25 protein-coding genes and 4 tRNA genes are annotated in these 24,667 nt (G+C 32.7%); 15 read left to right on the top strand and 14 right to left on the bottom strand.

Features of this window, described 5'->3' with window-relative positions; all coding sequences use genetic code 11:
• Nucleotides 1–115: 115 nt before the first annotated feature.
• Entirely contained in the window at nucleotides 116–1,063 is a 948-nt protein-coding gene (locus tag BLT46_RS12215; protein ID WP_090410400.1) for a ketopantoate reductase family protein, read from the bottom strand.
• A 120-nt stretch (nucleotides 1,064–1,183) separates the two neighbouring features.
• Between BLT46_RS12215 and BLT46_RS12210 the strand changes: the two genes are divergently transcribed.
• Nucleotides 1,184–1,516, top strand: coding sequence for a DUF4377 domain-containing protein (locus BLT46_RS12210; RefSeq protein ID WP_090410399.1), 333 nt, complete (start codon nucleotides 1,184–1,186; stop codon nucleotides 1,514–1,516).
• Between the two features lie 54 nt (nucleotides 1,517–1,570).
• Here the strand turns inward: BLT46_RS12210 and BLT46_RS12205 are convergent, their stop codons facing one another.
• The gene (locus BLT46_RS12205; protein WP_090410398.1) at nucleotides 1,571–2,911 is read right to left on the bottom strand and encodes an NCS2 family permease; all 1,341 of its coding nucleotides are present in this window, start codon (nucleotides 2,909–2,911) and stop codon (nucleotides 1,571–1,573) included.
• A gap of 109 nt (nucleotides 2,912–3,020) precedes the next feature.
• Nucleotides 3,021–3,992: a quinone oxidoreductase family protein gene (locus BLT46_RS12200; RefSeq protein WP_090410401.1), complete on the bottom strand. Its 972-nt coding sequence runs from the start codon at nucleotides 3,990–3,992 to the stop codon at nucleotides 3,021–3,023.
• 248 nt (nucleotides 3,993–4,240) lie between these two features.
• Between BLT46_RS12200 and BLT46_RS12195 the strand changes: the two genes are divergently transcribed.
• The 3 genes from BLT46_RS12195 to BLT46_RS12185 all read left to right on the top strand — a co-directional run bounded on the left by BLT46_RS12195 (nucleotide 4,241) and on the right by BLT46_RS12185 (nucleotide 8,753).
• Nucleotides 4,241–4,741 carry an META domain-containing protein gene (locus tag BLT46_RS12195; RefSeq protein WP_090410397.1) on the top strand — a complete coding sequence of 167 codons (501 nt, stop codon included), beginning with the start codon at nucleotides 4,241–4,243 and terminating at the stop codon, nucleotides 4,739–4,741.
• A 448-nt stretch (nucleotides 4,742–5,189) separates the two neighbouring features.
• A complete protein-coding gene (gene uvrA / locus BLT46_RS12190) occupies nucleotides 5,190–8,024 on the top strand; it encodes an excinuclease ABC subunit UvrA (protein WP_090410396.1) in 2,835 nt (944 codons plus the stop codon).
• A gap of 6 nt (nucleotides 8,025–8,030) precedes the next feature.
• A complete protein-coding gene (locus BLT46_RS12185) occupies nucleotides 8,031–8,753 on the top strand; it encodes an LOG family protein (RefSeq protein WP_090410395.1) in 723 nt (240 codons plus the stop codon).
• Nucleotides 8,754–8,827: 74 nt separating this feature from the next.
• Here the strand turns inward: BLT46_RS12185 and BLT46_RS12180 are convergent, their stop codons facing one another.
• The 5 genes from BLT46_RS12180 to BLT46_RS13210 form a co-directional block, all read right to left on the bottom strand.
• The gene (locus tag BLT46_RS12180; protein WP_090410394.1) at nucleotides 8,828–9,970 is read right to left on the bottom strand and encodes a TlpA disulfide reductase family protein; all 1,143 of its coding nucleotides are present in this window, start codon (nucleotides 9,968–9,970) and stop codon (nucleotides 8,828–8,830) included.
• Nucleotides 9,971–10,027: 57 nt separating this feature from the next.
• Nucleotides 10,028–10,792, bottom strand: a complete 765-nt coding sequence (locus tag BLT46_RS12175; RefSeq protein WP_090410393.1) for a LytR/AlgR family response regulator transcription factor — start codon at nucleotides 10,790–10,792, stop codon at nucleotides 10,028–10,030.
• Nucleotides 10,779–11,150 carry a hypothetical protein gene (locus tag BLT46_RS12170; RefSeq protein WP_090410392.1) on the bottom strand — a complete coding sequence of 124 codons (372 nt, stop codon included), beginning with the start codon at nucleotides 11,148–11,150 and terminating at the stop codon, nucleotides 10,779–10,781. The genes BLT46_RS12175 and BLT46_RS12170 overlap by 14 nt, the downstream gene beginning before the upstream one ends.
• The gene (locus tag BLT46_RS12165) at nucleotides 11,151–12,347 is read right to left on the bottom strand and encodes a 2TM domain-containing protein (RefSeq protein ID WP_245722990.1); all 1,197 of its coding nucleotides are present in this window, start codon (nucleotides 12,345–12,347) and stop codon (nucleotides 11,151–11,153) included.
• A 139-nt stretch (nucleotides 12,348–12,486) separates the two neighbouring features.
• Complete coding sequence (locus tag BLT46_RS13210; RefSeq protein WP_176770752.1) at nucleotides 12,487–12,648, bottom strand: hypothetical protein; 162 nt, start codon at nucleotides 12,646–12,648, stop codon at nucleotides 12,487–12,489.
• Nucleotides 12,649–12,882: 234 nt separating this feature from the next.
• Here BLT46_RS13210 and BLT46_RS12160 point away from each other — a divergent pair, with 234 nt between their 5' ends.
• The 3 genes from BLT46_RS12160 (at nucleotide 12,883) to BLT46_RS12150 (ending at nucleotide 15,150) form a co-directional block, all read left to right on the top strand.
• On the top strand, nucleotides 12,883–13,431 hold the full coding sequence (locus BLT46_RS12160; protein WP_090410390.1) for an IS1096 element passenger TnpR family protein: 549 nt from the start codon (nucleotides 12,883–12,885) through the stop codon (nucleotides 13,429–13,431).
• A 61-nt stretch (nucleotides 13,432–13,492) separates the two neighbouring features.
• Nucleotides 13,493–14,557, top strand: a complete 1,065-nt coding sequence (locus tag BLT46_RS12155) for a nucleoid-associated protein (RefSeq protein WP_090410389.1) — start codon at nucleotides 13,493–13,495, stop codon at nucleotides 14,555–14,557.
• A 65-nt stretch (nucleotides 14,558–14,622) separates the two neighbouring features.
• The gene (locus BLT46_RS12150) at nucleotides 14,623–15,150 is read left to right on the top strand and encodes a DMP19 family protein (RefSeq protein WP_090410388.1); all 528 of its coding nucleotides are present in this window, start codon (nucleotides 14,623–14,625) and stop codon (nucleotides 15,148–15,150) included.
• A gap of 517 nt (nucleotides 15,151–15,667) precedes the next feature.
• Here the strand turns inward: BLT46_RS12150 and BLT46_RS12145 are convergent.
• From BLT46_RS12145 to msrA, 3 genes are all read right to left on the bottom strand, one after another.
• Entirely contained in the window at nucleotides 15,668–16,087 is a 420-nt protein-coding gene (locus BLT46_RS12145) for a membrane lipoprotein lipid attachment site-containing protein (RefSeq protein ID WP_090410387.1), read from the bottom strand.
• Nucleotides 16,088–16,196: 109 nt separating this feature from the next.
• Nucleotides 16,197–16,472: a hypothetical protein gene (locus BLT46_RS12140; RefSeq protein ID WP_090410386.1), complete on the bottom strand. Its 276-nt coding sequence runs from the start codon at nucleotides 16,470–16,472 to the stop codon at nucleotides 16,197–16,199.
• Nucleotides 16,473–16,485: 13 nt separating this feature from the next.
• Nucleotides 16,486–17,034 carry a peptide-methionine (S)-S-oxide reductase MsrA gene (msrA, locus tag BLT46_RS12135; RefSeq protein ID WP_090410385.1) on the bottom strand — a complete coding sequence of 183 codons (549 nt, stop codon included), beginning with the start codon at nucleotides 17,032–17,034 and terminating at the stop codon, nucleotides 16,486–16,488.
• Nucleotides 17,035–17,171: 137 nt separating this feature from the next.
• Here msrA and BLT46_RS12130 point away from each other — a divergent pair, with 137 nt between their 5' ends.
• Nucleotides 17,172–17,852, top strand: a complete 681-nt coding sequence (locus tag BLT46_RS12130) for an ABC transporter ATP-binding protein (RefSeq protein WP_090410384.1) — start codon at nucleotides 17,172–17,174, stop codon at nucleotides 17,850–17,852.
• Nucleotides 17,845–18,603, top strand: a complete 759-nt coding sequence (locus BLT46_RS12125) for a TIGR02757 family protein (protein WP_090410383.1) — start codon at nucleotides 17,845–17,847, stop codon at nucleotides 18,601–18,603. The genes BLT46_RS12130 and BLT46_RS12125 overlap by 8 nt, the downstream gene beginning before the upstream one ends.
• 62 nt (nucleotides 18,604–18,665) lie before the next feature.
• On the opposite strand, the gene BLT46_RS12120 is transcribed toward BLT46_RS12125, so the two are convergent.
• From BLT46_RS12120 to BLT46_RS12110, 3 genes are read right to left on the bottom strand one after another with little or no spacing between them, the layout of a single operon-like run.
• Nucleotides 18,666–19,577: a Ppx/GppA phosphatase family protein gene (locus BLT46_RS12120; RefSeq protein WP_090410382.1), complete on the bottom strand. Its 912-nt coding sequence runs from the start codon at nucleotides 19,575–19,577 to the stop codon at nucleotides 18,666–18,668.
• Between the two features lie 9 nt (nucleotides 19,578–19,586).
• Nucleotides 19,587–21,704, bottom strand: a complete 2,118-nt coding sequence (ppk1, locus tag BLT46_RS12115) for a polyphosphate kinase 1 (protein ID WP_090410381.1) — start codon at nucleotides 21,702–21,704, stop codon at nucleotides 19,587–19,589.
• A gap of 1 nt (nucleotide 21,705) precedes the next feature.
• Nucleotides 21,706–22,191, bottom strand: coding sequence for a SixA phosphatase family protein (locus BLT46_RS12110; protein WP_090410380.1), 486 nt, complete (start codon nucleotides 22,189–22,191; stop codon nucleotides 21,706–21,708).
• 168 nt (nucleotides 22,192–22,359) lie between these two features.
• Here BLT46_RS12110 and BLT46_RS12105 point away from each other — a divergent pair, with 168 nt between their 5' ends.
• The 6 genes from BLT46_RS12105 (at nucleotide 22,360) to BLT46_RS12080 (ending at nucleotide 24,398) form a co-directional block, all read left to right on the top strand.
• Nucleotides 22,360–22,920 carry a DUF4199 domain-containing protein gene (locus BLT46_RS12105; RefSeq protein ID WP_090410379.1) on the top strand — a complete coding sequence of 187 codons (561 nt, stop codon included), beginning with the start codon at nucleotides 22,360–22,362 and terminating at the stop codon, nucleotides 22,918–22,920.
• A gap of 26 nt (nucleotides 22,921–22,946) precedes the next feature.
• Nucleotides 22,947–23,765: a 3-deoxy-8-phosphooctulonate synthase gene (kdsA, locus tag BLT46_RS12100; protein ID WP_090410378.1), complete on the top strand. Its 819-nt coding sequence runs from the start codon at nucleotides 22,947–22,949 to the stop codon at nucleotides 23,763–23,765.
• A gap of 161 nt (nucleotides 23,766–23,926) precedes the next feature.
• Nucleotides 23,927–24,010 (top strand) — tRNA-Tyr (locus BLT46_RS12095).
• A gap of 48 nt (nucleotides 24,011–24,058) precedes the next feature.
• Nucleotides 24,059–24,139 (top strand) — tRNA-Tyr (locus BLT46_RS12090).
• Nucleotides 24,140–24,187: 48 nt separating this feature from the next.
• A tRNA-Tyr gene (locus BLT46_RS12085) sits at nucleotides 24,188–24,268 on the top strand.
• A 49-nt stretch (nucleotides 24,269–24,317) separates the two neighbouring features.
• A tRNA-Tyr gene (locus BLT46_RS12080) sits at nucleotides 24,318–24,398 on the top strand.
• The last annotated feature ends 269 nt before the right edge of the window (nucleotides 24,399–24,667 follow it).

Here is a 24,667-nt window from a genome sequence, read left to right as displayed (position 1 = left end):
CGCATTAATTTAAATGGAATGAGCCCGGTAGAATACCGAGCTCATTATATTAAAAAGATTGCATAACTTCGTCCAACTTTTTGGGGTCAGTCCATAAGCTTCTTTTTCTTTTCTATTATTTTAAATAGTTCTTGCCTTTTCGCATTTGTAGAGACTCAAACATTTTAGTGTATACAGGTGTTTCTAAACGAAGTTCTTTTCCTTGTTCTACCATATATCCACTCATTATATTTAATTCATTCTGCTCTTTGCCAGCTAAGAAATCACTGTGCATAGACGTAGTTGATTCGTATGGAATAGCACATAAACGATTTTCTATAACACTAACAATGTCATCTTCTAAATGAACACCTTTACCAATAGCAATCTGTTCAGCTTCCGTTAACAATGCGACTACATCTTGTCTATGGTCTTGCATTATAACCCCAATTGGGCAATTATAATAAGAAGTAGCAGTTGCCGAAGCAGAGACTAAAATATACTTTTCCCATATTTCTGTGCTAATCTTATCAGAAGTTATCGCTTTAATACCGGCATCTTTCATAATTGTTTGCAACTGTATCATCGCATCAGTAATGTTATTATCGATACCAAATAGCACTTTTTGACGACCACTTGGGTTTTCAATAACTCCAGCTTCTTTTAAGCGAGAAACGATATAAGTACACCCTTCCCACACTGTTGCTTCATCAAAATAGTTGTGCAATTTCTCATACGCTTCTACTCCATTCAATAAAGGTAAAATAACTGTATTCTTAGAAATACACACTTTCATTTTTTCTAATGTATCATCTAAGTCATAGCCCTTTGTAGCCATGATTAAATAATCCGTATGTCCTATTTCATTGAAGTTATCTGTAGCTAAGTGCGGCTTACCCACAATTTTCTCATCTCCAGAAATAACGGTAATTCCTTTTGCTTTGATTTGCTTTAAATGCTCCCCTCTTGCTACAAAACAAATCTCAACATCATTACTTTGCTCGTATTTATGAGCTAATAGTCCTCCATAAAACCCTCCTACACCACCAAGTCCTACTATTGTAATTCTAACCTTATTGTCCATATTTTGTTTTGGTTTATAAATAATATCCCCAAGATAATAAGAAATGATTTATTTCAAGAAAGGTTTATGATATTTTGTGAGTTCCTTTTTGTTTATCTTTGATTATCAAAAAATTAATAAATGAAAAACTATTTAATTACAACAAGTGTATTTGTAGCGATGCTCGCAAGCTGTTCTACAAGCGATGATAACAATACTATTACAACTAAAGAAATGAACGTTGAAGTTCAGCCTTATGTAGTTATGATGAGTCCAGGGCCTTTTAGTGGTACACAAGAAATTCCACATCTTGTTTTAATAGAAGAAAAGACAAATAAGAAGCATTATACTCCGGGCATAGAAGGATTTGATTATAAAGAAGGAACTAAGTATAAGTTGAGAGTTAAGTTTACCCTTGACAAAAGTATTATGGATAGCGGTGGTACATATAAGCTTATAAAAATAATAAAATAGGAATAAAAAAAACGGAGGCTAATGCCTCCGTTTTTCTATTATATACTCATAAGATTATGATGCTGTAACTACGTCTAAAACTATCTTAAGTAAGAATAATATAGATAGAACGTAAACTGTTGGTGTAATATCTTTGTGTTGTTTTGTACCTAATTTCAAAATAGTAAAACTCAACATACCAAACACAATTCCTTCTGCAATACTATAGGTGAACGGCATAAATACAATCGTTAAAAACGCTGGTAATGCCTCTGATAAGTCGTCAAATTTAATATTGACAACAGAACTAATCATAAATAATCCTACAATAATTAAGGCTGGTGCTGTTGCCGCAGCTGGAATCATTAAGAAGATTGGTCCTAAAAATAAGGCTAAGGCAAACATAATAGCTACACTAACAGCTGTAAGACCTGTTCTACCTCCTGATGCTACTCCAGACGCACTTTCAACATAAGATGTTACAGGACTTGTACCTAACATAGAACCAATTGTAGTCCCCATTGCATCAGTAAACAAGGCCTTTTTCATTTGTGGAAAATTACCATCTTTATCAGCTAAATTTGTTTTTGAAATAACGCCGATTAGTGTTCCAACGGTATCAAATAAGTTTACAAATAAGAACGTAAATACAACTACTAACATATCTAATGAGAAGATTTTATTCCACCCTTCTGCTGTAAACATTGGTTTGATAGCCTCTCCAAAAATAGGTTCTATTGATGGTGGTAAATCAACAATACGCGATGGTAAAGTAATATCACCTAAGATTAAACCAAAGATAGTTGCACTTAAAATACCAAATAAGATTGCTCCATTCACGTTGCGTATAAGTAAGATTCCCGTAACTATTAACCCAGTCATTGTAATCCAAACAGAATGTTGACTAAAATCACCTAAGCGCACTAAGGTATTCGGGTCAGCAACGACAACTCCTGCACTTTTTAATCCGATTAAAGTAATGAAAAGACCAATACCTGCAGGAATTGCTTCTTTCAATACTTTCGGAATACTGCGTACAATTAGCTCACGAACATTAAAAAAGGTAAGAAGTAAAAAGATTATTCCCTCTATAAAAACAGCTGTAAGTGCAAACTGCCACGTATATCCCATTGTTAAAACCACAGAGTAAGCAAAGAAACTGTTTAACCCCATTCCTGGTGCTTGGGCGATTGGCAATTTAGCATAAAACCCCATTAAAAGCGTTGCTGCTATCGTTGCCAAAGCGGTAGTAGTAAATAAAGCGTGTCTGTCCATTCCAGCATCTGCCAAAACGTTCGGATTTACTACTAAAATATACGACATAGTAAGGAACGTAATAATACCTGCTATAAATTCTTTCTTTATAGAAGTACCATTGCTACTTAATTCAAAGTAGCGTTCAAGAAAATTTTTCATTTTGTGTTGTTGCGTTTAAGCAAACAAAAATAGGAAGTTTTCTACAAAACTTCCTATTCTTTAAACAATTATATTTAAGACTAAACGATCTTTAATCTTATAAGTTTATTTATGCTATCTTGATGACTAAACGTGAACCACTTGGAATTTGAAGGTTCCACGCTTCTTCTATTTTTTCTAATGGGTAGACCTCTGTGTTGATATGTAATTTCTTATTGGCCGCTAACAAAAATAACTCAGGTAAGATTACTTTGTTGAATACAATTAATTCGGATTCGGATAAACTTCCAAAACCTGAACCTAAGATTTCTATGGCTGAACTTCTTAAAATAGCTGATGATAAAGAGATTTCTTTACCTGCCATATCTCCAGCCGTAATTATTTTGGTTGTATGGGATTTATGATGTATTGCACCTCCTTTTAAAACATCGAGAATTAAACTAATCGGTTTTCCCCATAGATAATCAATTACCATATCTATTGGTGTTTCCTTGTGAATTGCCGCTAATTTATCTTTTATTTCCTCATCTGTACCTTTTAAGCTGACAATGTGTGTAGCACCATACGATTTTAGTTGTTCTAAAATTCGCTCATTACGACCTGTAACAATAATTTGGTTAGCACCGTAAAACTTTGCAATCTGCACTGCTACTTGTCCAGTTACCCCTGTTGCTCCATTAAAGAGTACATTCTGCCCTTCTTGTAATTTCCCTCTAATCAATAATGGCATAGCTGATCCTAAAACAGCATTGGGTAACGCAGCAGCTGTTATATCGTCTAAATCGTGTGGAACTGGTGTAAAATTATCTGTGATAATTGCTTTTTCAGCTATCATTCCTGTTACTCCTTGTGCATAAACACGTGTACCATCTTCTAAAACACCTACTCCATCAATACCTACAACAGTGGGAAAAGTATTATAGCTGGCGTAATGTTTACCATTAACCCTTGCTTTATCCAAATTCTTTACAGCAGCGGCTTTAACTGTAATTAATCTCTGATGCTCTCCTATTTCAGTTGGCGTTTCAATTTCATTGTATTGTGGCGTTATTCCCGATTTATATAATATGGCTGCTTTCATAATCTCTTTGTTATTCATAGCCTAAAAGTACAATAAATACCTTCTATTTTAAGTAATCAAACACTATTTGATAAAATATGAAGTGATTAAACTTTATTTTTATGCCAAATCATTAATTCATAATTTTATTTAATAGATTAAACTTACAGCAAACTTGATAAGGGAATCAATAAAAAAACTCAACATTAATTAGATAATATCAATTTATTTTCTATATTTTTGTTTAGAATTAAGTAAACAAAATAATTATGAAAAAGACCGTATTAATGCTTGCTTTTGCTTTCTCTATTGCTTTTGTAGGATGTAACGACAAAAAAGAAGCAAAAGAAGAAGTAACAACAGAACAAGAAGCTACAACTGATGTAACGAAAGAAACTACTACTGAAGTAGAGAGCATCAACCAAGCTTGGGAATTAGCTGCAATTACAACAGCTGATACTGAAGGAAAAACATTAGATGAATTATTCCCTAACAAAAAACCAGCTTTAACATTTGAAGGAACTGATTCTGTTCACGGAACGGATGGTTGTAATAATATTACTGGTACTTATGAGGCTAAAGAAAACAATGGTATTGCTATTGGCGATAAATTTGCAGTAACAAGAATGTTCTGTGAGGGTGTTTCTGATGCTGCTTTCCACAAAGCTTTACAATCTGCTACTTCATACGAAATTAAAGATGGTGAATTAAACTTCATCGCTGGAGATAAAGTAGTTTTAAAATTCAAAAAAGCTGAAGCTGCTATGTAATTAGTACTTCATACTATAATCTAAATAGGGTGTCCCAAAAGGTCACCCTATTTTATTTTCTGGTTTCTTTACTCCTCCTTTCCCTCAGACAGAATACGCAAATAGCTACACATCAGTTCGTAATCTATCTTTTTAGACAATTCCTTGTGGCTTTTATCTTCCCACCAACCTTCTGTTAGCTGATGATATTTCTGCTTTTATGATTGTAGTAGTGGATTTTGAAAAAGTTATCTTTTCCTGATTTAAACTATGCCCCTAATCGATATCATCAACCCTGTTATTTCTATTAGTATGACTACAAGAATGCATTTCTCAAAAGTAGTAGTTTGTTGTTTTACTTATAAGTCATTCTCCTTTCTTAAAATGCTATTAATCTTAGCAAGTGTATAGTTGTAAAACTTCTTTAAAAAGGGATAAATGTGTATCTTTGTTACTTTGCAAAAAAAATATGGCTAAAACGGAAGAAACAATTGAAGTATTAGGAGCAAGAGCACACAATTTAAAAAATATTGATGTCTCTATTCCGAGAGAAAAACTTGTTGTTATTACAGGATTATCAGGTTCAGGAAAATCTTCATTGGCATTTGATACTATATATGCTGAAGGGCAGCGTCGTTACATAGAAACTTTTTCTGCGTATGCGCGACAATTTTTAGGTGGTCTTGAAAGACCTGACGTTGATAAAATTGATGGATTATCACCTGTAATTGCGATTGAACAAAAAACTACAAATAAAAGTCCTCGTTCTACTGTGGGGACAATAACAGAGATATACGATTTCTTACGTCTTTTATTTGCTCGTGCGGGTGAAGCATATAGCTATAATACGGGCGAAAAGATGGTGAGCTATTCAGACGAACAGATACTTGATCTTATTACAACTGATTTTGATGGTAAAAGGGTAAATATCTTAGCTCCTGTTGTACGTGCTCGAAAGGGACATTATCGCGAACTATTTGAACAAGTAGCAAAGCAAGGTTTCCTAAAAGTACGTGTAGATGGAGAGATTAGAGATTTAGAATCGGGAATGAAAGTTGACCGTTATAAAACCCACGATATCGAAATTGTTATTGACCGCGTAGCTGTAGATGATTCTGAGGCAACAAAACAGCGTTTAACAGAGAGTATCAAAGTAGCTATGCATTATGGTGATGATACAATTATGGTCTTAGAACACGATGCTAAGGAAGTACGCTTTTTTAGTAGACATTTGATGTGTCCTTCTACGGGTATTTCTTACTCTAAACCTGAACCTAACAACTTCTCTTTCAACTCTCCTAAAGGGGCGTGTGAGTCGTGTAATGGATTAGGTGTGGTTAATGAGATTAATCTGTCTAAGATTATTCCGGACAACAAATTATCTATTGCCAATGGTGGTTTAGCACCTGTGGGTACAGAGAAGAAATCGTGGATATATAAACAGTTGGAGACAATTGGTCAGAAGTATGGTTTTACAATGACTACACCAATTAAAGATATTTCAGAAGAGGCTATAGACATTATTTTAAATGGTGGACAAGAGAGTTTTTCTGTCGTTTCTAAGGTTGCTGGGATTACTAAGAACTATAAAATCGACTTTGAAGGTATTACTAACTTTATCAAAAACCAATTTGACGAAAGTGAAAGTGCAACTATTAAACGTTGGGCTAAAGAATATATGGATGAAATCGTTTGTCCTTCTTGTAATGGTTCTCGTTTGAAAAAAGAAGCGCTTTACTTTAAAATTGGTGAACAGAATATAGGCGATTTAATTCAAATGGACGTTGAGTCTTTGATTAACTGGTTTAATGAATTGACACCAAAGCTATCTGAAAAACAAAAGAGTATTGGTACGGAAGTATTGAAGGAAATTACTACACGTCTTTCTTTTTTACAAGATGTTGGTTTAACGTATTTATCATTAAACCGTAGTTCACGTACCTTATCAGGTGGAGAAGCTCAACGTATACGCTTGGCAACACAGATTGGTTCTCAACTTGTAGGAGTGTTATATATCTTAGATGAGCCAAGTATTGGGTTGCATCAACGCGATAATGAACGTTTGATAAAATCACTTGAGTCACTTAGAGATATTGGAAACTCTGTATTGGTTGTTGAGCACGATAAAGATATGATTGAACGCGCTGATTACGTAATTGATATTGGTCCGAAAGCAGGAAAAAATGGTGGTAAAATAATTAGTGCTGGTACGCCTAAAGAGTTGTTGAAAGAAGATACACTTACAGCCAATTACCTAAATGGTAAAATGAAGATTGAGATTCCGTCTGAACGTAGAAAGGGCAATGGGAATTTCTTAAAATTAAAAGGAGCAACAGGTAACAACCTAAAGAATGTAAGTATTGAAATTCCTTTAGGAACAATGACTTGTGTAACAGGAGTTTCAGGTTCGGGTAAATCTACTTTAGTGAATGGTACCTTATACCCTATTTTAAATACTCATTTTTATCATGCTGTGGCAAAACCACAACCTTATAAGAAAATTGAAGGATTAGAACATATCGATAAGGTTATTTGTATTGACCAAAGTCCGATTGGTAGAACACCAAGGTCTAACCCTGCTACTTATACAGAGGTATTTTCTGATATCCGTAATCTATTTGCACAAATACCTGAAGCGTCTATTAGAGGCTATAAACCTGGTAGATTTAGCTTTAATGTAAAAGGCGGAAGATGTGATACCTGTGAAGGGTCTGGAGTAAGAACCATTGAAATGGGTTTCTTACCAGATGTATATGTAGAGTGCGAAACTTGTCAAGGAAAACGCTTTAATCGTGAAACTTTAGAGATTAGATACAAAGGAAAGTCTATTTCTGATGTTTTAAATATGACCGTTACAGAAGGTGTGGAATTTTTTGAGAATATTCCAAAAATATATCGTAAATTGAAAACTATTGATGAAGTGGGACTTGGGTATATTACCTTAGGGCAACAAAGCACTACTCTATCTGGAGGAGAAGCTCAACGAATCAAGTTAGCTACCGAATTATCTAAGAAAGATACTGGTAATACTTTTTATATTTTAGACGAACCAACAACAGGTTTACACTTTGAGGATATCCGTGTATTAATGGAAGTTATAGAGCGTCTTGTCGAAAAAGGTAATACTGTATTGATTATTGAACACAACCTTGACGTAATCAAATTGGCAGATTATATAATTGATGTGGGATATGAAGGAGGTAGTAAAGGTGGACAGATTATAGCTGTCGGTACACCTGAAGAAATAGTTAAAAATAAGAAAAGTTACACTGCTCAGTTTTTAAAACATGAGTTAAAAAATTAATTGATTATGAAAGATGTAGTAAAAAGTGACGAAGCTAAAATCCAAGAAAAATTCAAACAAAGATCATGGAATGAGATCAAGACTAATGATTCTTGGGGGATTTTTAAAATTATGTCAGAATTCGTAAACGGATATGAAAAAATGGGACGTATCGGTCCTTCTGTTTCTATCTTTGGATCTGCACGTACTAAAAAAGAAGACCCTTATTATAAATTAGCAGAGGAAATTGCTTTCAAAATTAGCCAGGCTGGATATGGTGTAATTACAGGTGGAGGACCTGGTATTATGGAGGCTGGTAATAAAGGAGCTCATCTTGGAAAAGGTGTTTCAGTTGGTTTAAATATTGAATTGCCTTTTGAGCAACATTTTAACCCATATATCGATCAAGACAAGAACTTACAATTCGATTACTTCTTTGTTAGAAAAGTAATGTTTGTTAAGTATTCTCAAGGCTTCGTTGTTATGCCTGGTGGATTTGGAACATTAGATGAGTTGTTTGAAGCGATTACATTAATTCAAACTAAGAAAATTGCTAAGTTCCCAATCGTACTTGTTGGTACTGAATTTTGGGGAGGTTTAATCGAATGGATTAAATCTACTTTGTTAGAAAAACATAGTAGCATTTGTCCTGAGGATATGAACTTGATCAAATTAGTTGATTCTGCAGACGAAGTTGTTGAGGTACTTGACACATTCTATAAAAAATACAACTTAAGACCAAACTTCTAATAGTACGGTATTATAAAAGTAAAAGCCCGTAAGTTTAAAACTTACGGGCTTTTTTATGCTTTAGATTATAAATCTTATTTTAAATATTTTTCGATAGCTTTTTCTAATTCAGCTCCTCTTAAATTTTGTTCTAAGATATTACCATTTCCATCAATTAAGAAACTTGCTGGAATTCCTTCAATTCCATAAGCCCCAACGATTGGATCATCCCAGTATAATAAGTTAGAAACTTGAGCCCAAGCTAATTTATCTTTTGCAATTGCACCTTTCCATCCTGCGTCATCTTTATCTAAAGAATAACCAATAATCTCAAATCCTTTGCTATTATACTTTTCGTATGCTTTAACAAGGTTTGGATTTTCTTGACGACATGGTCCACACCAAGAAGCCCAAATATCAACTAAAATAAGTTTTTTACCTTCAATAAACGTATTCAAAGTCAACTCTTTACCTTCTGGAGTTAATCCTTTAAAATCTGGTAACTTCTCTCCTATGCTTAAAGCCTCAGGTTGGTCTTGTAACATATCTAAGTTAGCCTGGATTTTTTTACCAATTTTAGATCCTTTTAAATCTACAGAGAAAGTGTCAAACTCTTTTTGTAATTCATTAACATCCATTTCTTGGTTACCCATTTGTTGGTAGAAAGCTAATAATCCAAGTACAGAGTTTTTATTCTCTTCTTTAAACTCAGTTAGCTTATTATCTAACTCAGTCATAATTGCTTGTGATTTATCTTGCAACTCTTTAATACGTTGGTCGTTTTGTCCTTCGTTACTTTGTTGCAACATCATCATTTCCATACCATCCTCATTATAGAATGCCATCATTCTTTCAATAACTGGCGCCATCTTATCTTGGAAAGCTTGCAACTTTTTATTGTTATCTGTTCCTCCTACTAAAGGTTTACTTGGATTTTTTTGATCGTATTTGATTGTAATTGTTCCTGGTTCACCTAAGAAAAATACAGTTGATTCTAATCCGTCACCAAACTTTAAAAATGCTTCATCTGCCTCTGTAAATGGATTATCCAAAACTACTTTCCCATCTTTTACAACTCCAGAAGCTATTGCTTTAGGTTCGTTAGAACCAGCTTCTCTTGTTAGAATCTCTACTTTTGTATCATCAGATATATTATCTGTTTCTACCTCAATCTTACCTGCTTTGTTACACGAAACAAAAGCTAAAACAGATAATAGTAATACACTTAATTTCTTCATTATAGTTTAATTGTAATTTATTTTATTAAAAATAGAACTTTTCTTACATAAAATCTACTATTCAATCCATTTTTTAAAATCATTAACCTTTTCTCTACTTACGATTAAATCATCATTATCGTATTTTTGCAAACTTATCTTCAGACGAGAATTACTATAAGTGTTTATTTCCTTAATAGAATTCAATTCTATTATAAACTTCCTATTTATTCTAAAAAACAAATTAGGGTTTAATATCTTCTCTATTTCTTCTAAAGATAGATCAAGCAAGTAATTTCTATCCTCAATGGTCTTGATATAGGTAGCTTTGTTTTCACTATAAAAACACATAATTTCCTTCAGCTGGATAATTTTTAACTGTGAACCAATCTTAACTGAGAAGCGTTCTTTATACTCTGGCTGACTTGAATTAGTCATGAATTGTTTAAACAGATTTAACTGTTCGTTAAAACCAAAAATAGCTGTTCTATTGCTTTGAAACTTTTGTATAGCATTTGCTAATTCATCCTCTTGAATTGGCTTTAATAGATAGTCTATACTATTTAGTTTAAATGCTCTTAAAGCGTATTCATCATACGCTGTGGTAAAGATAATAGCACTGTTAAGATCTACTTGTTCAAATATTTCAAATGATAATCCATCTGATAATTGTATATCTAAAAAAATGAGGTCTGGCTCTTTATTAGAACCAAACCATTGAACCGCTTCTTCAACACTCGTAAGTTTCATTGCTGTAGAATAACCTAATTTTTCCAACTTTCTTTCGAGCGAACGTGCTGCTGGTTTTTCATCTTCTACGATGACTATATTAAATTTTGTCATTAAGTTTTAATTGATATTCATAGGTTCTTTTCAACTTCTCAAATTGTTTCTGTTCCATTTTATCTTGCAAACTGCTGAATAAAGGAATATCTTCCAAATAATTGAGAATGAGTCTTACAATGATACAAAAAAGCCAAATAAGAAGTATTACATAGGCATACAAAGTTCCTTCATTCTGATTTCCTATCTTGATAACAAAATACTCCATTCCTACTAAATCCTCATAAATTACAAAACCTAAGGTTCCTAAACAGAGGATAGATTGGAAGATAATTGAATACAACTGCTTATTTCTCAAACTTGAGAACTGTCGCAAAGCTGGTAATACAGCTGGATTAAAGTTATATACCTGTTTCATCTAATCCCATTCTTTCGGTTTATTTTTATGCTTTTCTACGTATTCGCGAATCTTCTTATCTTCCCAATCTTTTCCAAGAAAAAGATTGTAGTTATACGTTTTCATAGCATCAGACACTAATCCAATACCCCACGCAAAAAGAACGATCATACTCCACATAAATTGAGAAGATGTTATCAAATTAAGCATTATTAAAAATGTATTCACCATAATGTAAGACGTCAAGTGTGCGTAAAACTTCTTGATTCGCTGTACTTTCTTTTTAGCTTCGATTAATATCTCTTGTTCATTCTCTGGTACGTCAATAATTCTCATATGTTCTATAATTTTGGTTAGTATTGGTATTCTTACTACGAAATAATCTTCTGTTTCTTCAATCTTAATTGGTTTACTGGTCAACAACCCATAACGAGAAGCAATGTTTTGAAGGCCTATCCCTTGTCTGTTGTCCAGTTTTTGTTTCTTATTTAAATTATTTTCAATGCGCAAATAACCATCAGTATCTTCCTTAATAATGATATGAATAGGCTTTGAAGCAGTTGCCTTATTGTGTTTGATAACATTTTCAAGCAACAATTGTAAAGACAACGGAACTACCTTTGCCCCTTCTTGTTTAATGTGTTGTGGCATTTCAAAAGTCAAACTATCCTCAAAGCGCATTTGTAACAATGCTATATAGGTCTTTGCAAATGCAAGCTCTTCTTCTAAAGGAACTAACTCTTTATTCTTTTGATCTAAAATATAACGATAGGTTTTAGAAAGCGAATTGTTGAATTCTACAGCCTTTTGCTGGTCTTCTTCTATCAACGCACTTAATACATTTAGGCTATTAAACAAAAAATGTGGATCTAATTGATTCTTTAAACTCTCAAATTGAGCCGATACATTTCCGGTTATTACTTTCTGTTCTTCTATTATCTGATCTTTCGAAAGTGATGTAAACCTTATATATAGGTAAAGAGCTATTAGCGTACTTGAGAAAATTGTAAAATTAAACACTGACTTAAATCCACCATATAGCATAAAATAAGAGATGTGCTTACTGCCAATAATTGTTGTATCAATTAACTTCAGTACTGTTGCAAGAACAAAAATTATTACAAAATTAATCCCTGTTGTTATCCCAGTTACAATTAATACATTGCGATTATCTATTTTAATGTATTTTTTTACTTGCAATAAATACTTTTTACTCAAAAAATTATTGGTTAAAAAGAGTATTACCAAAAAAGCTATACAATAGCCTAAAAATAGAGGAACGTCTATAAAGTGAAATTTTAATACTTTTTTAAACAAGATAAAAAGGATAAAAACTAATCCTAAAATCTTAAGTACACTATTCTTTTCTTGCATCTGTTCGCTTGTCGTTAAATGATTTTTCTTGCACTACTACTTCCGTAGATACCTGCTCTGCTCTTAATTCTTTTTCTGTGTTTAAACTTAACACATTTAAGAGAGCATTGATCAAAAATAAGGTAATCATTAATATAATTTTCATAATCTTTGGCGTTAGTGTTAGTACAAATTTGTGCTATAATTTTTTGAATAAAAAAAGAAAGCTACTGAATTGTAGAATAAGGAGGATGAATTGTAAATAGAGATTAATACGGATAAAAAACTGAACTTCAATCTTCTGTAAGAGTATAAATAAAATGTCTATAAAAAGGCACGCTTTTATTCTCTAAAAATGAATAATAAGTTTAAATTTGCGTTTCAAATCCACAAATAAGATATGGTTTATAAGTTTAGAGTTATCCTTGATACTGAGGAAGATATATTTAGAGATATTGCTATTTTAGAAAGTGATTCATTAGAAGATTTACACAATGCTATCGTTAATGCCTTTGGTTTTGACGGAATGGAGGCTGCTTCGTTTTATGCTTGTGATGATCAATGGACACAATTAGAAGATGAGATTTCTTTGTTTGATATGGGTGAAGAACCAGGAGAAAGTAAAACAATGCACTCTACTCCAATAAATACAATCCTAAACGAAGATAACACTAAGATTATTTATGTTTATGACTTTTTAAACATGTGGACCTTCTTCGTTGAGCTTGGTGCTGTTGAAGAAGAAGAACCTGGTGTTGTTTATCCAGAATTATTATTCTCTCACGGTATCTTACCTGATGGAATGCCTGGTAAAAACTTCAGTGCTGACCCTGTTTCTAATGAAGATATCTTTGGAGAATTTGACGATGACTTCGATGAAGAAGATTACGACATGTTCGACGGAGATGATAGTTTTGAAGACTTCGGCTACGAAGACAATTGGAACTAATCTTTTTTAAAACTATTTACTTTTAATATTGTAGTAGAATCTACACCTTTTAACTATTGTTATGATTAACTTATTTAATGCACACGTTGAAACTCTTTCTATTCATAGAGTTGGTAATAAAAGTAGAAATGAAGCTATCTTCTTATCTGAAGAGCCATACAACTTAAATGATGAAATTGCTCCTTTATTAAAGGAATACTTCTTCAAACCTTTCCGTGAAAAAGAAGAAAACTATTATCAATTTGCACACGATGTTGATTTAGAGTTCAATGAAATGTACAATTTGGCAAATGAAGTATTTAACGCTCCTTCTGCTGAAACTGCACACGCTGTATCTCAAAAAATTACACGTCATTTATTTGAGCAATCTAATCATCCTCATATCAAAAATGGAGAGGTTTATGTAGCTTATTTGACTAACTTGTCTATTGATAATAATGTAGTTGATGCAATAGGTATCTTTAAAAGTGAAATTAAAACAGACTTCTTACAGTTTCAAGAAAAAGAATCTAACTTAGAAATGGTTCTGCAACAAGGAATTAACTTAAACAAGTTAGATAAAGGTTGTATCATCTTCAACTATAAAAAAGAAGAAGGGTATAAAATCTTAACTATTGATAGTAATAAGTATGACGCTCGTTATTGGTTAGAGCATTTCTTGAATGTTGATATATTCCAAGATGAGACATTTATGACTAAGAAATACTTGAAATTCTGTCAAGACTTTGCTAAAGAAGTTGTTTTACCTGCAGAAGACAAAAAAGAGGAAGTTATGTTTATGAATCGTTCTGTAAACTACTTTGCAAAGAACGACGAGTTTGAAGAAACTAACTTCTTAAATGAAGTAATTGATAACCCTGATTTAGCTGCGGAGTTTAAAAACTACAAAGTTGATAAAGGAGAAAAATACAGTATTGAAGACACAACTTCTTTCCCAATTGCAAATAATGCTGTTTCTGATGCAAGAAAGAAATTGAAGAATGTTATTAACTTAGATACAAATATTCAAATTAAGTTAGACTTTATCAATCCAGAAAGTGCAGATAAGTTTGTAGAAAAAGGGTGGGATGAAGAAAAACAGATGTACTACTACTTAGTGTATTTCAACAAAGAACAAAAATCTTAAAATATTTATCAAAAGCGATTCTATTCACAGAATCGCTTTTTTTTAAAACTAATAAATACTTTACAATGAAAGAGTTTGAGTTTATACTAATTTCGGAAAATGCTTTTAATAGTGATAACATACAAGATATTGTAGATTCAAATATCTCTGTAATCAACGTTTTACGTTCTTCTGAAATCGGAGATGATGAATTGCATCCTGATGCTTTCAGTAGTTATTGTGTTGACTATTATTTCCAAACTTTAAAAGAAGAAGGTTTACCTGCCTTTATATGGAAAAGTAAATGGGACCAAGATTTAATTGAAATTATTCAAGCTGGAATAGCTGCTATGAATGCCCCTGAAAATTTAGAGTTTTTTGAAAAACAAATGAGAAGAGTTAAGGCTTTTAGCAAAATTAAATTAGGTAAATTTTTACAATCAGATTTCGGAAAGGATAAAGCTACAGCTACCCTACTTGATGATACTTCGTTTAAAGAAATTAAAGAAGATCTGAAAGAATTAAATGCTACTTGGCTAAAATCACACCCTGATTTAAAAGTTGCAAATCTTGAAGAAATGCAAACTATCATTACTGACTTCATTTCAGAATAAAATAATATCTGTTATTTTATAATACACTATAATGAATGGCTTAAGCTTTAAAAGTTTAAGCCATTTTTTATATCAATCACTTTCATCTCTATATCACATTATTTTTCAAGTAAAATAGGATAGGTGAATTTTCTTAAATTTTCAATATTTGAAAACTTTTCTATAATGAAGTAAAATATGATAAAGAAACCAAAATGCTTATTCTTATCTTACTGTACAAATAATAGTAGATAATATAGATACATTATTAGCTTACCAACCCACAATTGAAAATTTGCATATTCGTGAATTTATTTTTTTTAATCTTGAATATGCAAATTTCAGAAAAGATATACCTACCATTAATATAAAGAAAACAACAACCGTTTTTATTAATACTTTAGTACCTTATTTATAAAGCAGTACAAGTAAGTGCGTTATTTAAAATCAAGAAAAATATAAATAAAAAAGGGATAAAGCTTTTTTACTTTATCCCTCATATTTTTTAGTAATCAAATCTTATTAAGTAGAAGATTAACTATTTATCATATTCTACTTTAGCAATCTTAAGGTCATTCCCTTTTTTCTCTAAGTAGATTTTTTCAATTGATTCAGCATTCTCATACTTAACTTTGTATTCAAATACGAAATCTTTTGTTTTCTCTTTTTTGTTTTTATCAGTCAATTCCCATTCATCTAACTCAAAACTTTTAATTTTTCCAAGTTCAGCTTCTCTTTGTTTCAAACTATTAACGAATGCTGCTTGTTGTTCTGCGTTAAAGAACTCATCATTCATTAATTTAGGAATTGAGTCAAAGTTCTCTTCCATTACGTGATAATAATACCAACCTGTAATAGATTTACCTGCATTTTGATCTCCTAATACAGTACTTTTTTTAGCGTTTGTACATGAAGTTAGCGCTGCAGCTGCAAATAAGAAAGTGATTAATTTTTTCATAAAAATGCTTTTTTAAATTTTTTAAATTCTCGAATTCTACCGTTCTTTTAATTATTATAAATTTAATAAAACTTTATGATTTTCGCAAATCTATTTATCTGATTTTAAGCTATTTCTTTTTCACAATATAAGTGTAAACCCACGTAATTGTAAAGGTTGGTATAAAGTCAAATCCAGGTGATAATTCTTCAATGAAATTGACTATTGCCCCAACTTTTCCTATTTTTCCCGGATACATTTTAGCTAAAATATAAGCTGATACTGGAGCCCAAACTACGTCTGCTATCTCTCCTATTCCTGGAATAACGTAAGTAATACATCCTAATATATCCATTAAGATACCGATTACAAGCTGCCTATTTCTTATATTCTGATTTGTAAGCATCTTCTGGCTTTATTTATTTCAATTTACTACTGTATTTTGTTTTGAATTTATCAACTTTTGGTTTTACCACTAATTGACAATAAGGATTTTTATCTCCGTTTTTCTCAAAATAATTCTTGTGATAATCTTCCGCTACGTAAAACACTCCTGCTAAAGACAACTTTGTAACAATTGGATCTTCAAAAACCTTTTCCTCAGACAAAATATGCATATACTCTTTTGCCAACTCCTTCTGGTTTTCATCTGTATAGAAAATTTCACTTCTATATTGTGTACCTACATCTTCCCCTTGTCTGTTTAATGTAGTGGGATTATGAGTAGAGAAGAAAATCTCCAATAACTGATTATAATTAATCAAAGATGGATTATACGTGATTTTTATTGCCTCTGCGTGTCCTGTCTGCCCAGTACAAACTTCTTCATACGTAGGATTGGCTTTTACTCCTCCAATATAACCTGGTAAAACTTCAATCACTCCGTTTAAATTACTAAAAATAGCTTCAGTACACCAAAAGCATCCGCCTCCAAAAATAGCTGTCTTTGTATTATTTGTATTTTCCATTTCTTTTCTTATTGTTTTTGAGTTTTCAACTATAAAGATAAATCATTATTTCTAAAATATAATAACTTCTCTTTTTATGATTTTCATTTTTATAATAACTAAAACATCGTTACTTTGTATCCTTAAATGGATAACAAATGATACGCGCAGTAAATATTCACAAATTTTACGACCAATTAGAAGTATTGAAAGGTGTGGACCTTCATATTAAAAAGGGAGAAATTGTTTCAATTGTTGGTGCTTCTGGTGCTGGAAAAACTACTCTACTTCAAATATTAGGTACTTTAGACCAACCTTCTGCTCAAAACGGAACAAGCTTATTCATTAATAATCAAGATGTTTTAAACTTAAAGGACAAGGAGATTTCTAAGTTTCGCAATCTAAACCTTGGGTTTATCTTTCAATTTCACCAATTACTTCCTGAGTTTACTGCTTTAGAAAACGTGTGTATTCCTGCTTTTATCGCCGGGAAAGACAAGAAGGAAACAGAAACTGAAGCTAAGCGTTTATTAGAATATCTTGGATTATCTCACCGCGTTTCTCACTATCCTTCTGAACTTTCTGGAGGTGAACAACAACGTGTTGCCGTAGCTCGTGCTCTAATTAATAAACCTCAGGTAATCTTTGCTGACGAGCCTTCTGGTAATTTAGACACACAATCTGCTGAAAATTTACACCAATTATTCTTCAAATTGCGTGATGAATTTGGACAAACATTTGTAATTGTAACCCATAATGAGGACTTAGCTAATATGGCTGACCGAAAGCTTACAATGGTAGATGGATTAATAAAACTAAAAGAGACTATTAATGACTAAGGCTGAACTTAAAGAGTTTTTAGATGAAAAGGTAATCTTGTACAACAATCCTGATTTTATTACAGATGATCCTGTACAAATTCCTCATCTTTATTCTTTAAAAGAAGATATTGAAATAGCGGGCTTTCTAAGTGCTACTATTGCTTGGGGAAACAGAAAAATGATTATTAAGAATGCACATAAGATGATGGACCTTATGGGAAATTCTCCTTATGATTTTGTACTTAATCACAGTGAAAGTAACTTAGAAAATCTAAATGATTTTGTGCATAGAACGTTTAATGGAGTGGACTTTATGACTTTTGTAAAATCCCTTAAAAATATCTATACAAACCATGGTGGTTTAGAAGCTATTTTTGCTACAAACGAATATTCGGTGCAACAAAGAATTTCGAACTTTAAAAAAGTATTCTTTGAAATCGAACATCCTTCTCGTACAGAAAAGCATATTTCAGACCCTTTAAAAGGTTCTGCTGCTAAGCGTATTAATATGTATTTACGTTGGATGGTAAGACAAGATAATGCGGGAGTTGATTTAGGTATTTGGAAGTCTATTAGTCCAAGTGAGCTTTCTTGTCCTTTAGATGTACATTCAGGTAATATGGCTCGTAAATTAGGTATTCTTACCAGAAAACAAAATGACGGAAAGGCTCTCTTAGAGCTTGATACTGCTTTACGTGATTTTGATCCAACAGACCCTGTAAAATATGACTTTGCCTTATTTGGATTAGGCGCTATAGAAAAGTTTTAAAAAACAAAAAGAGATAAACATTATTACTGTTTATCTCTTTTTTTATACCTATTGACTATCAACTATATCGTTTGATAATCTAATTTAATCTTATTGTGATAAATTGCTTTTACAATACCATCAGACACTCCTATTTTAGGAACATAAATATACTTAGCACCACTCCATTTCATAGCATTGTTGTATATCTTAATCGCAGGAATAATAACATCCGCACGATCGGGATTTAGCCCCAATACCGAAATACGATCTTCATAAGACATTGTATTTAAGCGCACCAACTGCTTGTGTAAATAAAAGTATGTCAATGGTTTATCTTGTGCTTTACCAGACATCTTAAAGATCTTATTGATGTTTCCACCTGATCCAATTACTATTAGATTCTCAAGCCCTTTTGTCTCTTCTTTTATCCAATGCTCTATATCAGTCCAAACGCTTTCTTCTACCATATTATTCAGCAAGCGAACAGTACCATTTTTAAATGACTTAGAGTTAATCTGTTTTCCTTTATCAAATAAAGTAAACTCTGTACTTCCTCCTCCTACGTCAATGTATAAAATACTATTCGAACTGTTAATGAAGTGCTTTAAGTCGGAAGAAGCTATAATCATTGCCTCTTTCTTCCCGTCTATAATACTAATCTTAATTCCCGATTCCTTATATATTCTGTCAACAATCTCTGGACCGTTAGCCGCATCTCTCATCGCACTGGTAGCACAAGCCATAAAGCGTTCTACTTTATTAACCTTCATTAACAAATAAAAAGCTTTCATAGCATCTACCATTCGCTCTTGAGATTCTTCACTAATCTTTCCTATTGTAAAAGCATCCTGACCTAAACGCACTGGCACCCTAATAAGAGAACTCTTACTGAAAATAGTTTCTTTTCCTTCCTCTTCAATGATGTTCATAATTAATAACCTCATTGCATTGGAACCAATATCGATAGCAGCGTACTTTTTTATGTTGAGCATATATTCCTTTTACTTTTTTAATTTATTTTGATAGTATTTGTACATTTCCATTTGAGAGTGAAACTTGTTTTCACCAGTAAACCCTCTGTATTTATTAGACAAGTCACCTGATTGAATTCTTGTCTTATAGTTACCTTTCCAGCCTATTTCAAAGGTTTCTATCAGTTCTTGTTTGATAGCCTCATCATAAATTGGACAAGTAACCTCTACCCTCTCATCTAAATTTCTTGTCATGAAATCGGCAGAAGATATATAGATATCTGGATTGTCATTATTTCCAAAAATGTATATACGCGAGTGCTCTAAGAATCTATCTACAATACTAATAGCTTCTATATTCTCACTCATACCTGGTACACCTGGAATTAACGAACATATTCCTCTAATAATTAAGCGAATTTTAACTCCTGCATTACTTGCTTCGTATAATTTGTCAATCATTTTAATGTCAGACAAACTATTCATTTTTAACCAAATATATGCTGGTAGTCCATTTTTAGCATTCTTAATCTCTCTCTCTATTAACTTGTAAAACCCTTTACGTGTATAATGTGGAGAAACTAACAAATGTTTGTATTTATGTACGCGATAATTTACTTGTAAGAACTCAAATACCTTAGACACATCTTTCATTAACGAATTGTGGCTTGTAAATAGTGTTACGTCGGTATATATCTTAGCACTACTCTCGTTAAAGTTACCTGTTGACAAGAAACCATAACGTTTAATCTTTTTATTTTCAAGACGTTCAACCACACAAATCTTACTGTGTACTTTTAGTCCTTTTACTCCAAAAATCAACTGAATTCCTTCTGCCTGCATTAATTCAGAGTAATAGATATTACTTGTTTCATCAAATCGAGCTTGTAATTCAACCTGAGCAATAACTTTCTTACCATTCTTAACCGCATTAATCAATGAGCTAATAATCTGCGAGTTTTTAGCCAATCGGTATAAGGTAATCTTAATAGATAAAACCTGTGGATCTAAAGCAGCTTCACGCAAGAACTTCACTAAATAAGAAAACGATTGATAAGGTGTATAAACCAAATAATCTTTCTTCTGTATTTGCTGAATAATACTGTCTTCTAAATTTAAGCCAGGTACAGCTAACGGCACTTGTTTTGGATACGTCAAGTCAATTCTACCTGTCGTAGGAAATCCCATATAATCACGGCGGTTATGGTATCTACCTCCTGGAATTATACTATCATTCAACTCAATCTCAACGTTCTCCATCAAGAAATCAAGCATATCATCATCCATAGACGAATCATAAACGAAGCGTACAATAGCTCCTTCTCGTCTATCTCTAACACCACTTGAAATTTTCTCTACAAACGATTTGTGTAAATCTGTATCAAAGTCTAACTCTGCATCACGCGTTACCTTAATCATATAAGCTGACTCTGCTTTATAATCAAATATATTAAACAGAGAATCAAGATTATAACGAATAATATCGTCTAACATAATGATATATTTCTTATCATCGTCTGACGGTAATTCGATAAATCGATTGACAATATTTGGAATTTCAATAATAGCATAACGCACGGCTAACAAGCCTTTTTTGTGCTTAGCAGTCTTGTGCTTTTCAAGCAATTTCTCATCTAAAGCCAACTTAACCACCAAATAACCGTGTGTATCTCTTAACAATGGAAACTCTGCTAAATCACTTAAGATAATCGTTACTAAATCGGGAGCTACCTCGTGTAAGAAAAACTCTTTGACAAACGCTTGTTGTTTCTCATTGATCTCTTTCTCATTCAACATAAAGATACCTTCCTCTTCCAGCTTAGACTCAACTTCGTGTAAAATGCGTAAACTTTCGTTTTGCAATTCAATTACACGTGCTGTAATCTGTGCTAATAACTCCTTTACTACCGCTCCACTTCCTAACTTGCGATTGCTTTCTCCTGTTAAAGTCATTCTACGAATTGTAGCATACCTAACTCTAAAAAACTCATCTAAGTTATTTGAAAAAATACCGATGAAGCGCAAACGCTCTAACAAAGGTACAGTTGCATCACCTGCTTCTTGTAAAACACGTTCATTAAATGCTAACCAACTTTTCTCTCGGTCAACGTAACGGTATTTGCTTGTGCTATTATTATTGCTATTCATTCTATTTTAAATCTCTTGGGAAAATGGTTAATTCTGTAACCCCTGATGTTATACTACCCCAATCATCTGTATCGAAATTTATCACTACAACACCTGAGGTTGGTACATTATCAAAAGTTTCGCTACCAAATTTATTAACAAATTTTGTTATTGCATCATTATGGCCAAAAAGAATTAGCGCATCATGTTCATTTTTACATTTTTTTATCTCCTCACGCAACTTTGATTGCTCAAAAGTGTATAATCCTTCCCTAATTATAACACATTCTAAACTTAAATCCATATTTTGACAAAATATAGTTGCTGTTTCCTTAGCCCTTTTAGCCGGACTCGTCCAAATAATTGACTTATGAGGCAAGTGTTCCTTTAAAACATCAGATACAAGATGTGCATCTTTAATACCTCTTTTCGAAATTGGTCGTGTTAAATCGTCTGTTATTGTATCCCAGCTTGATTTTGCATGCCTAATTAGGATTATTTTTTTCATAAAGTATAGGTTTTAATATAGTTGACAATTTTTTTATCTAATAACAGCATATTTCTTGCCAAGAATTATATAAGTCTCCTAAACTTAGTAAAAAATATCAAACTAAAATATATTTTATGCTATTAAATAAAAACTTTACTTTTGAACTATTAATTTTAAAAGACAGTAATGAAGAATTTCTCTATTGAGTTTAAATGGGCTGCCCTTGCAACCTTAGCAGCATTAATTTGGATGTTTATCATTAAATCACTTGGTTTTCACAGCATTGAGAAAATTCGTTATGAGGTAGCTTTCGAGTTATTATTTAATATTTTACTTACTGTATTTTACTGGTTGGGAATTAGACAAAAAAAGTATGAGTTTTACAACGGTATTATTTCTTGGCAACGCGCTTTCTTGTCTGGATTAGTTATCTGTATAATGATTACCTTCTTCTTTCCTCTTATTCAATACATTACCTTCTACCAGGTATCTCCTCATTTTATGGATACCTTTTTAGAGGCTTTGACAACGCAAACGAATATGTCGTTAGATGAAGCTCAAAAAAGTGCCTCTTTTGATTTATTCATGAGAAATGGAGTAACGAATAACCTTTCATTTGGAGTAATCATTGTATCGATTGTTTCGTATTTCTTGCAAACTAAGAATATGACACCTGAAGCACAACGAACAATTGCAAACAGAGCAGAAGTAGTTAAAGTAAAAAAGAACAAAAACAAGAAAAAGTAACACACTAATAATAAACATTGAGTATTATGGACATTAATAAAATCCCCCTAATTAAAAATACAGACGCAGATAACTTCTTCCTTTTAGCAGGACCTTGTGCTATTGAAGGTGAAGAAATGGCAATGAGAATTGCAGAGCGCATTATTAAAGTAACTGATGATTTAAAAATTCCTTTTGTATTTAAAGGTTCTTTTAAAAAAGCAAATAGATCTCGTATTGACAGCTTCACAGGTATTGGTGATGAAAAAGCGCTTAAAATTCTTCAAAAAGTAGGAAAAGAGTTTGGTGTACCAACGGTAACGGATATTCACGAACAAAGTGATGCTGCAATGGCGGCAGAATACGTTGATGTATTACAAATACCTGCTTTCTTAGTTAGACAAACTGATTTAGTTGTAGCTGCTGCAAACACTGGTAAAGTCGTAAACTTGAAAAAAGGACAATTTATGAGTCCTGAAAGTATGAAACACGCAGTACAAAAAGTTCTTGATTGCCAAAACCAGAGCGTGATGGTAACTGATAGAGGTACTATGTTTGGATACCAAGATATGATTGTTGATTACAGAGGTATTCCAACAATGAAGCAATTTGCTACAACTGTTTTAGATATTACACACTCTTTACAACAACCAAACCAAACTTGTGGAGTAACTGGAGGACGCCCTGATTTAATCGAAACTGTAGCAAAAGCAGGTATCGCAGTAGGTGTTGATGGGTTATTCTTAGAAACACACTTCGATCCAGCTAATGCAAAAAGTGACGGAGCGAATATGCTTCACTTAGATTATTTCGAAGATTTAATGAAGAAACTTGTGGCAATTCGCCAAACAGTAAACAAATTCTAAAAAATAATTAAAAAATATTTTCCTTGTACTTTTTTTAGAACCAAACAGTTAGAGGTACAAGGAAAATAAAAGTTAAAAAAAAACACAAAGAACGCTTGCAGATTAAGGAAACAGCGCTATATTTGCACCGTTGAAAACAAACAATAAGCGATTATGCTTATGGGGAGATACTCAAGCGGCCAACGAGGACGGACTGTAAATCCGTTGGGTAACCTTCGCAGGTTCGAATCCTGCTCTCCCCACCAAAACGTTCTTTAAAAAACATATTATATTATTTAAGTAATAATACCGGAGGGGAGATACTCAAGCGGCCAACGAGGACGGACTGTAAATCCGTTGGGAAACCTTCGCAGGTTCGAATCCTGCTCTCCCCACTAAATTCTTTAGAGAATAATAATATATACTTAAATAATAATACCGGAGGGGAGATACTCAAGCGGCCAACGAGGACGGACTGTAAATCCGTTGGGTAACCTTCGCAGGTTCGAATCCTGCTCTCCCCACTAAGTTTTTTAAAGAACAACAATATTATTGATATAAGAAGGTACCGGAGGGGAGATACTCAAGCGGCCAACGAGGACGGACTGTAAATCCGTTGGGAAACCTTCGCAGGTTCGAATCCTGCTCTCCCCACTACAAAAGCGACTATTTTTAGTCGCTTTTTTTGTTTATATTTGCAACGTTATTAATTGAAGAGAACAAGTCTATTTCTTTTCCATTCTTATATAACTTTCTCTATGAAGAAAGCTATTCTATTACATATCAATAACACTTTCGTTGTTATTTCGGATCAGGTGCAAAAGTTGGGGATCAGGTGCAAAAGTTGGGGACTAAGCAAAAAGTTTCGTCAATCTAAACAGGAAAAATGACTTATCTCTTACACCTCTATACATCATTCTAAA

The sequence above is a fragment of the Myroides phaeus genome (assembly GCF_900099675.1).
In the GTDB taxonomy this organism is placed as follows: Bacteria; Bacteroidota; Bacteroidia; order Flavobacteriales; family Flavobacteriaceae; genus Flavobacterium; species Flavobacterium phaeum.
The sequence above is the reverse complement of the archived record's forward strand: the minus strand, read 5'-3'. Positions and strand labels throughout refer to the sequence as shown.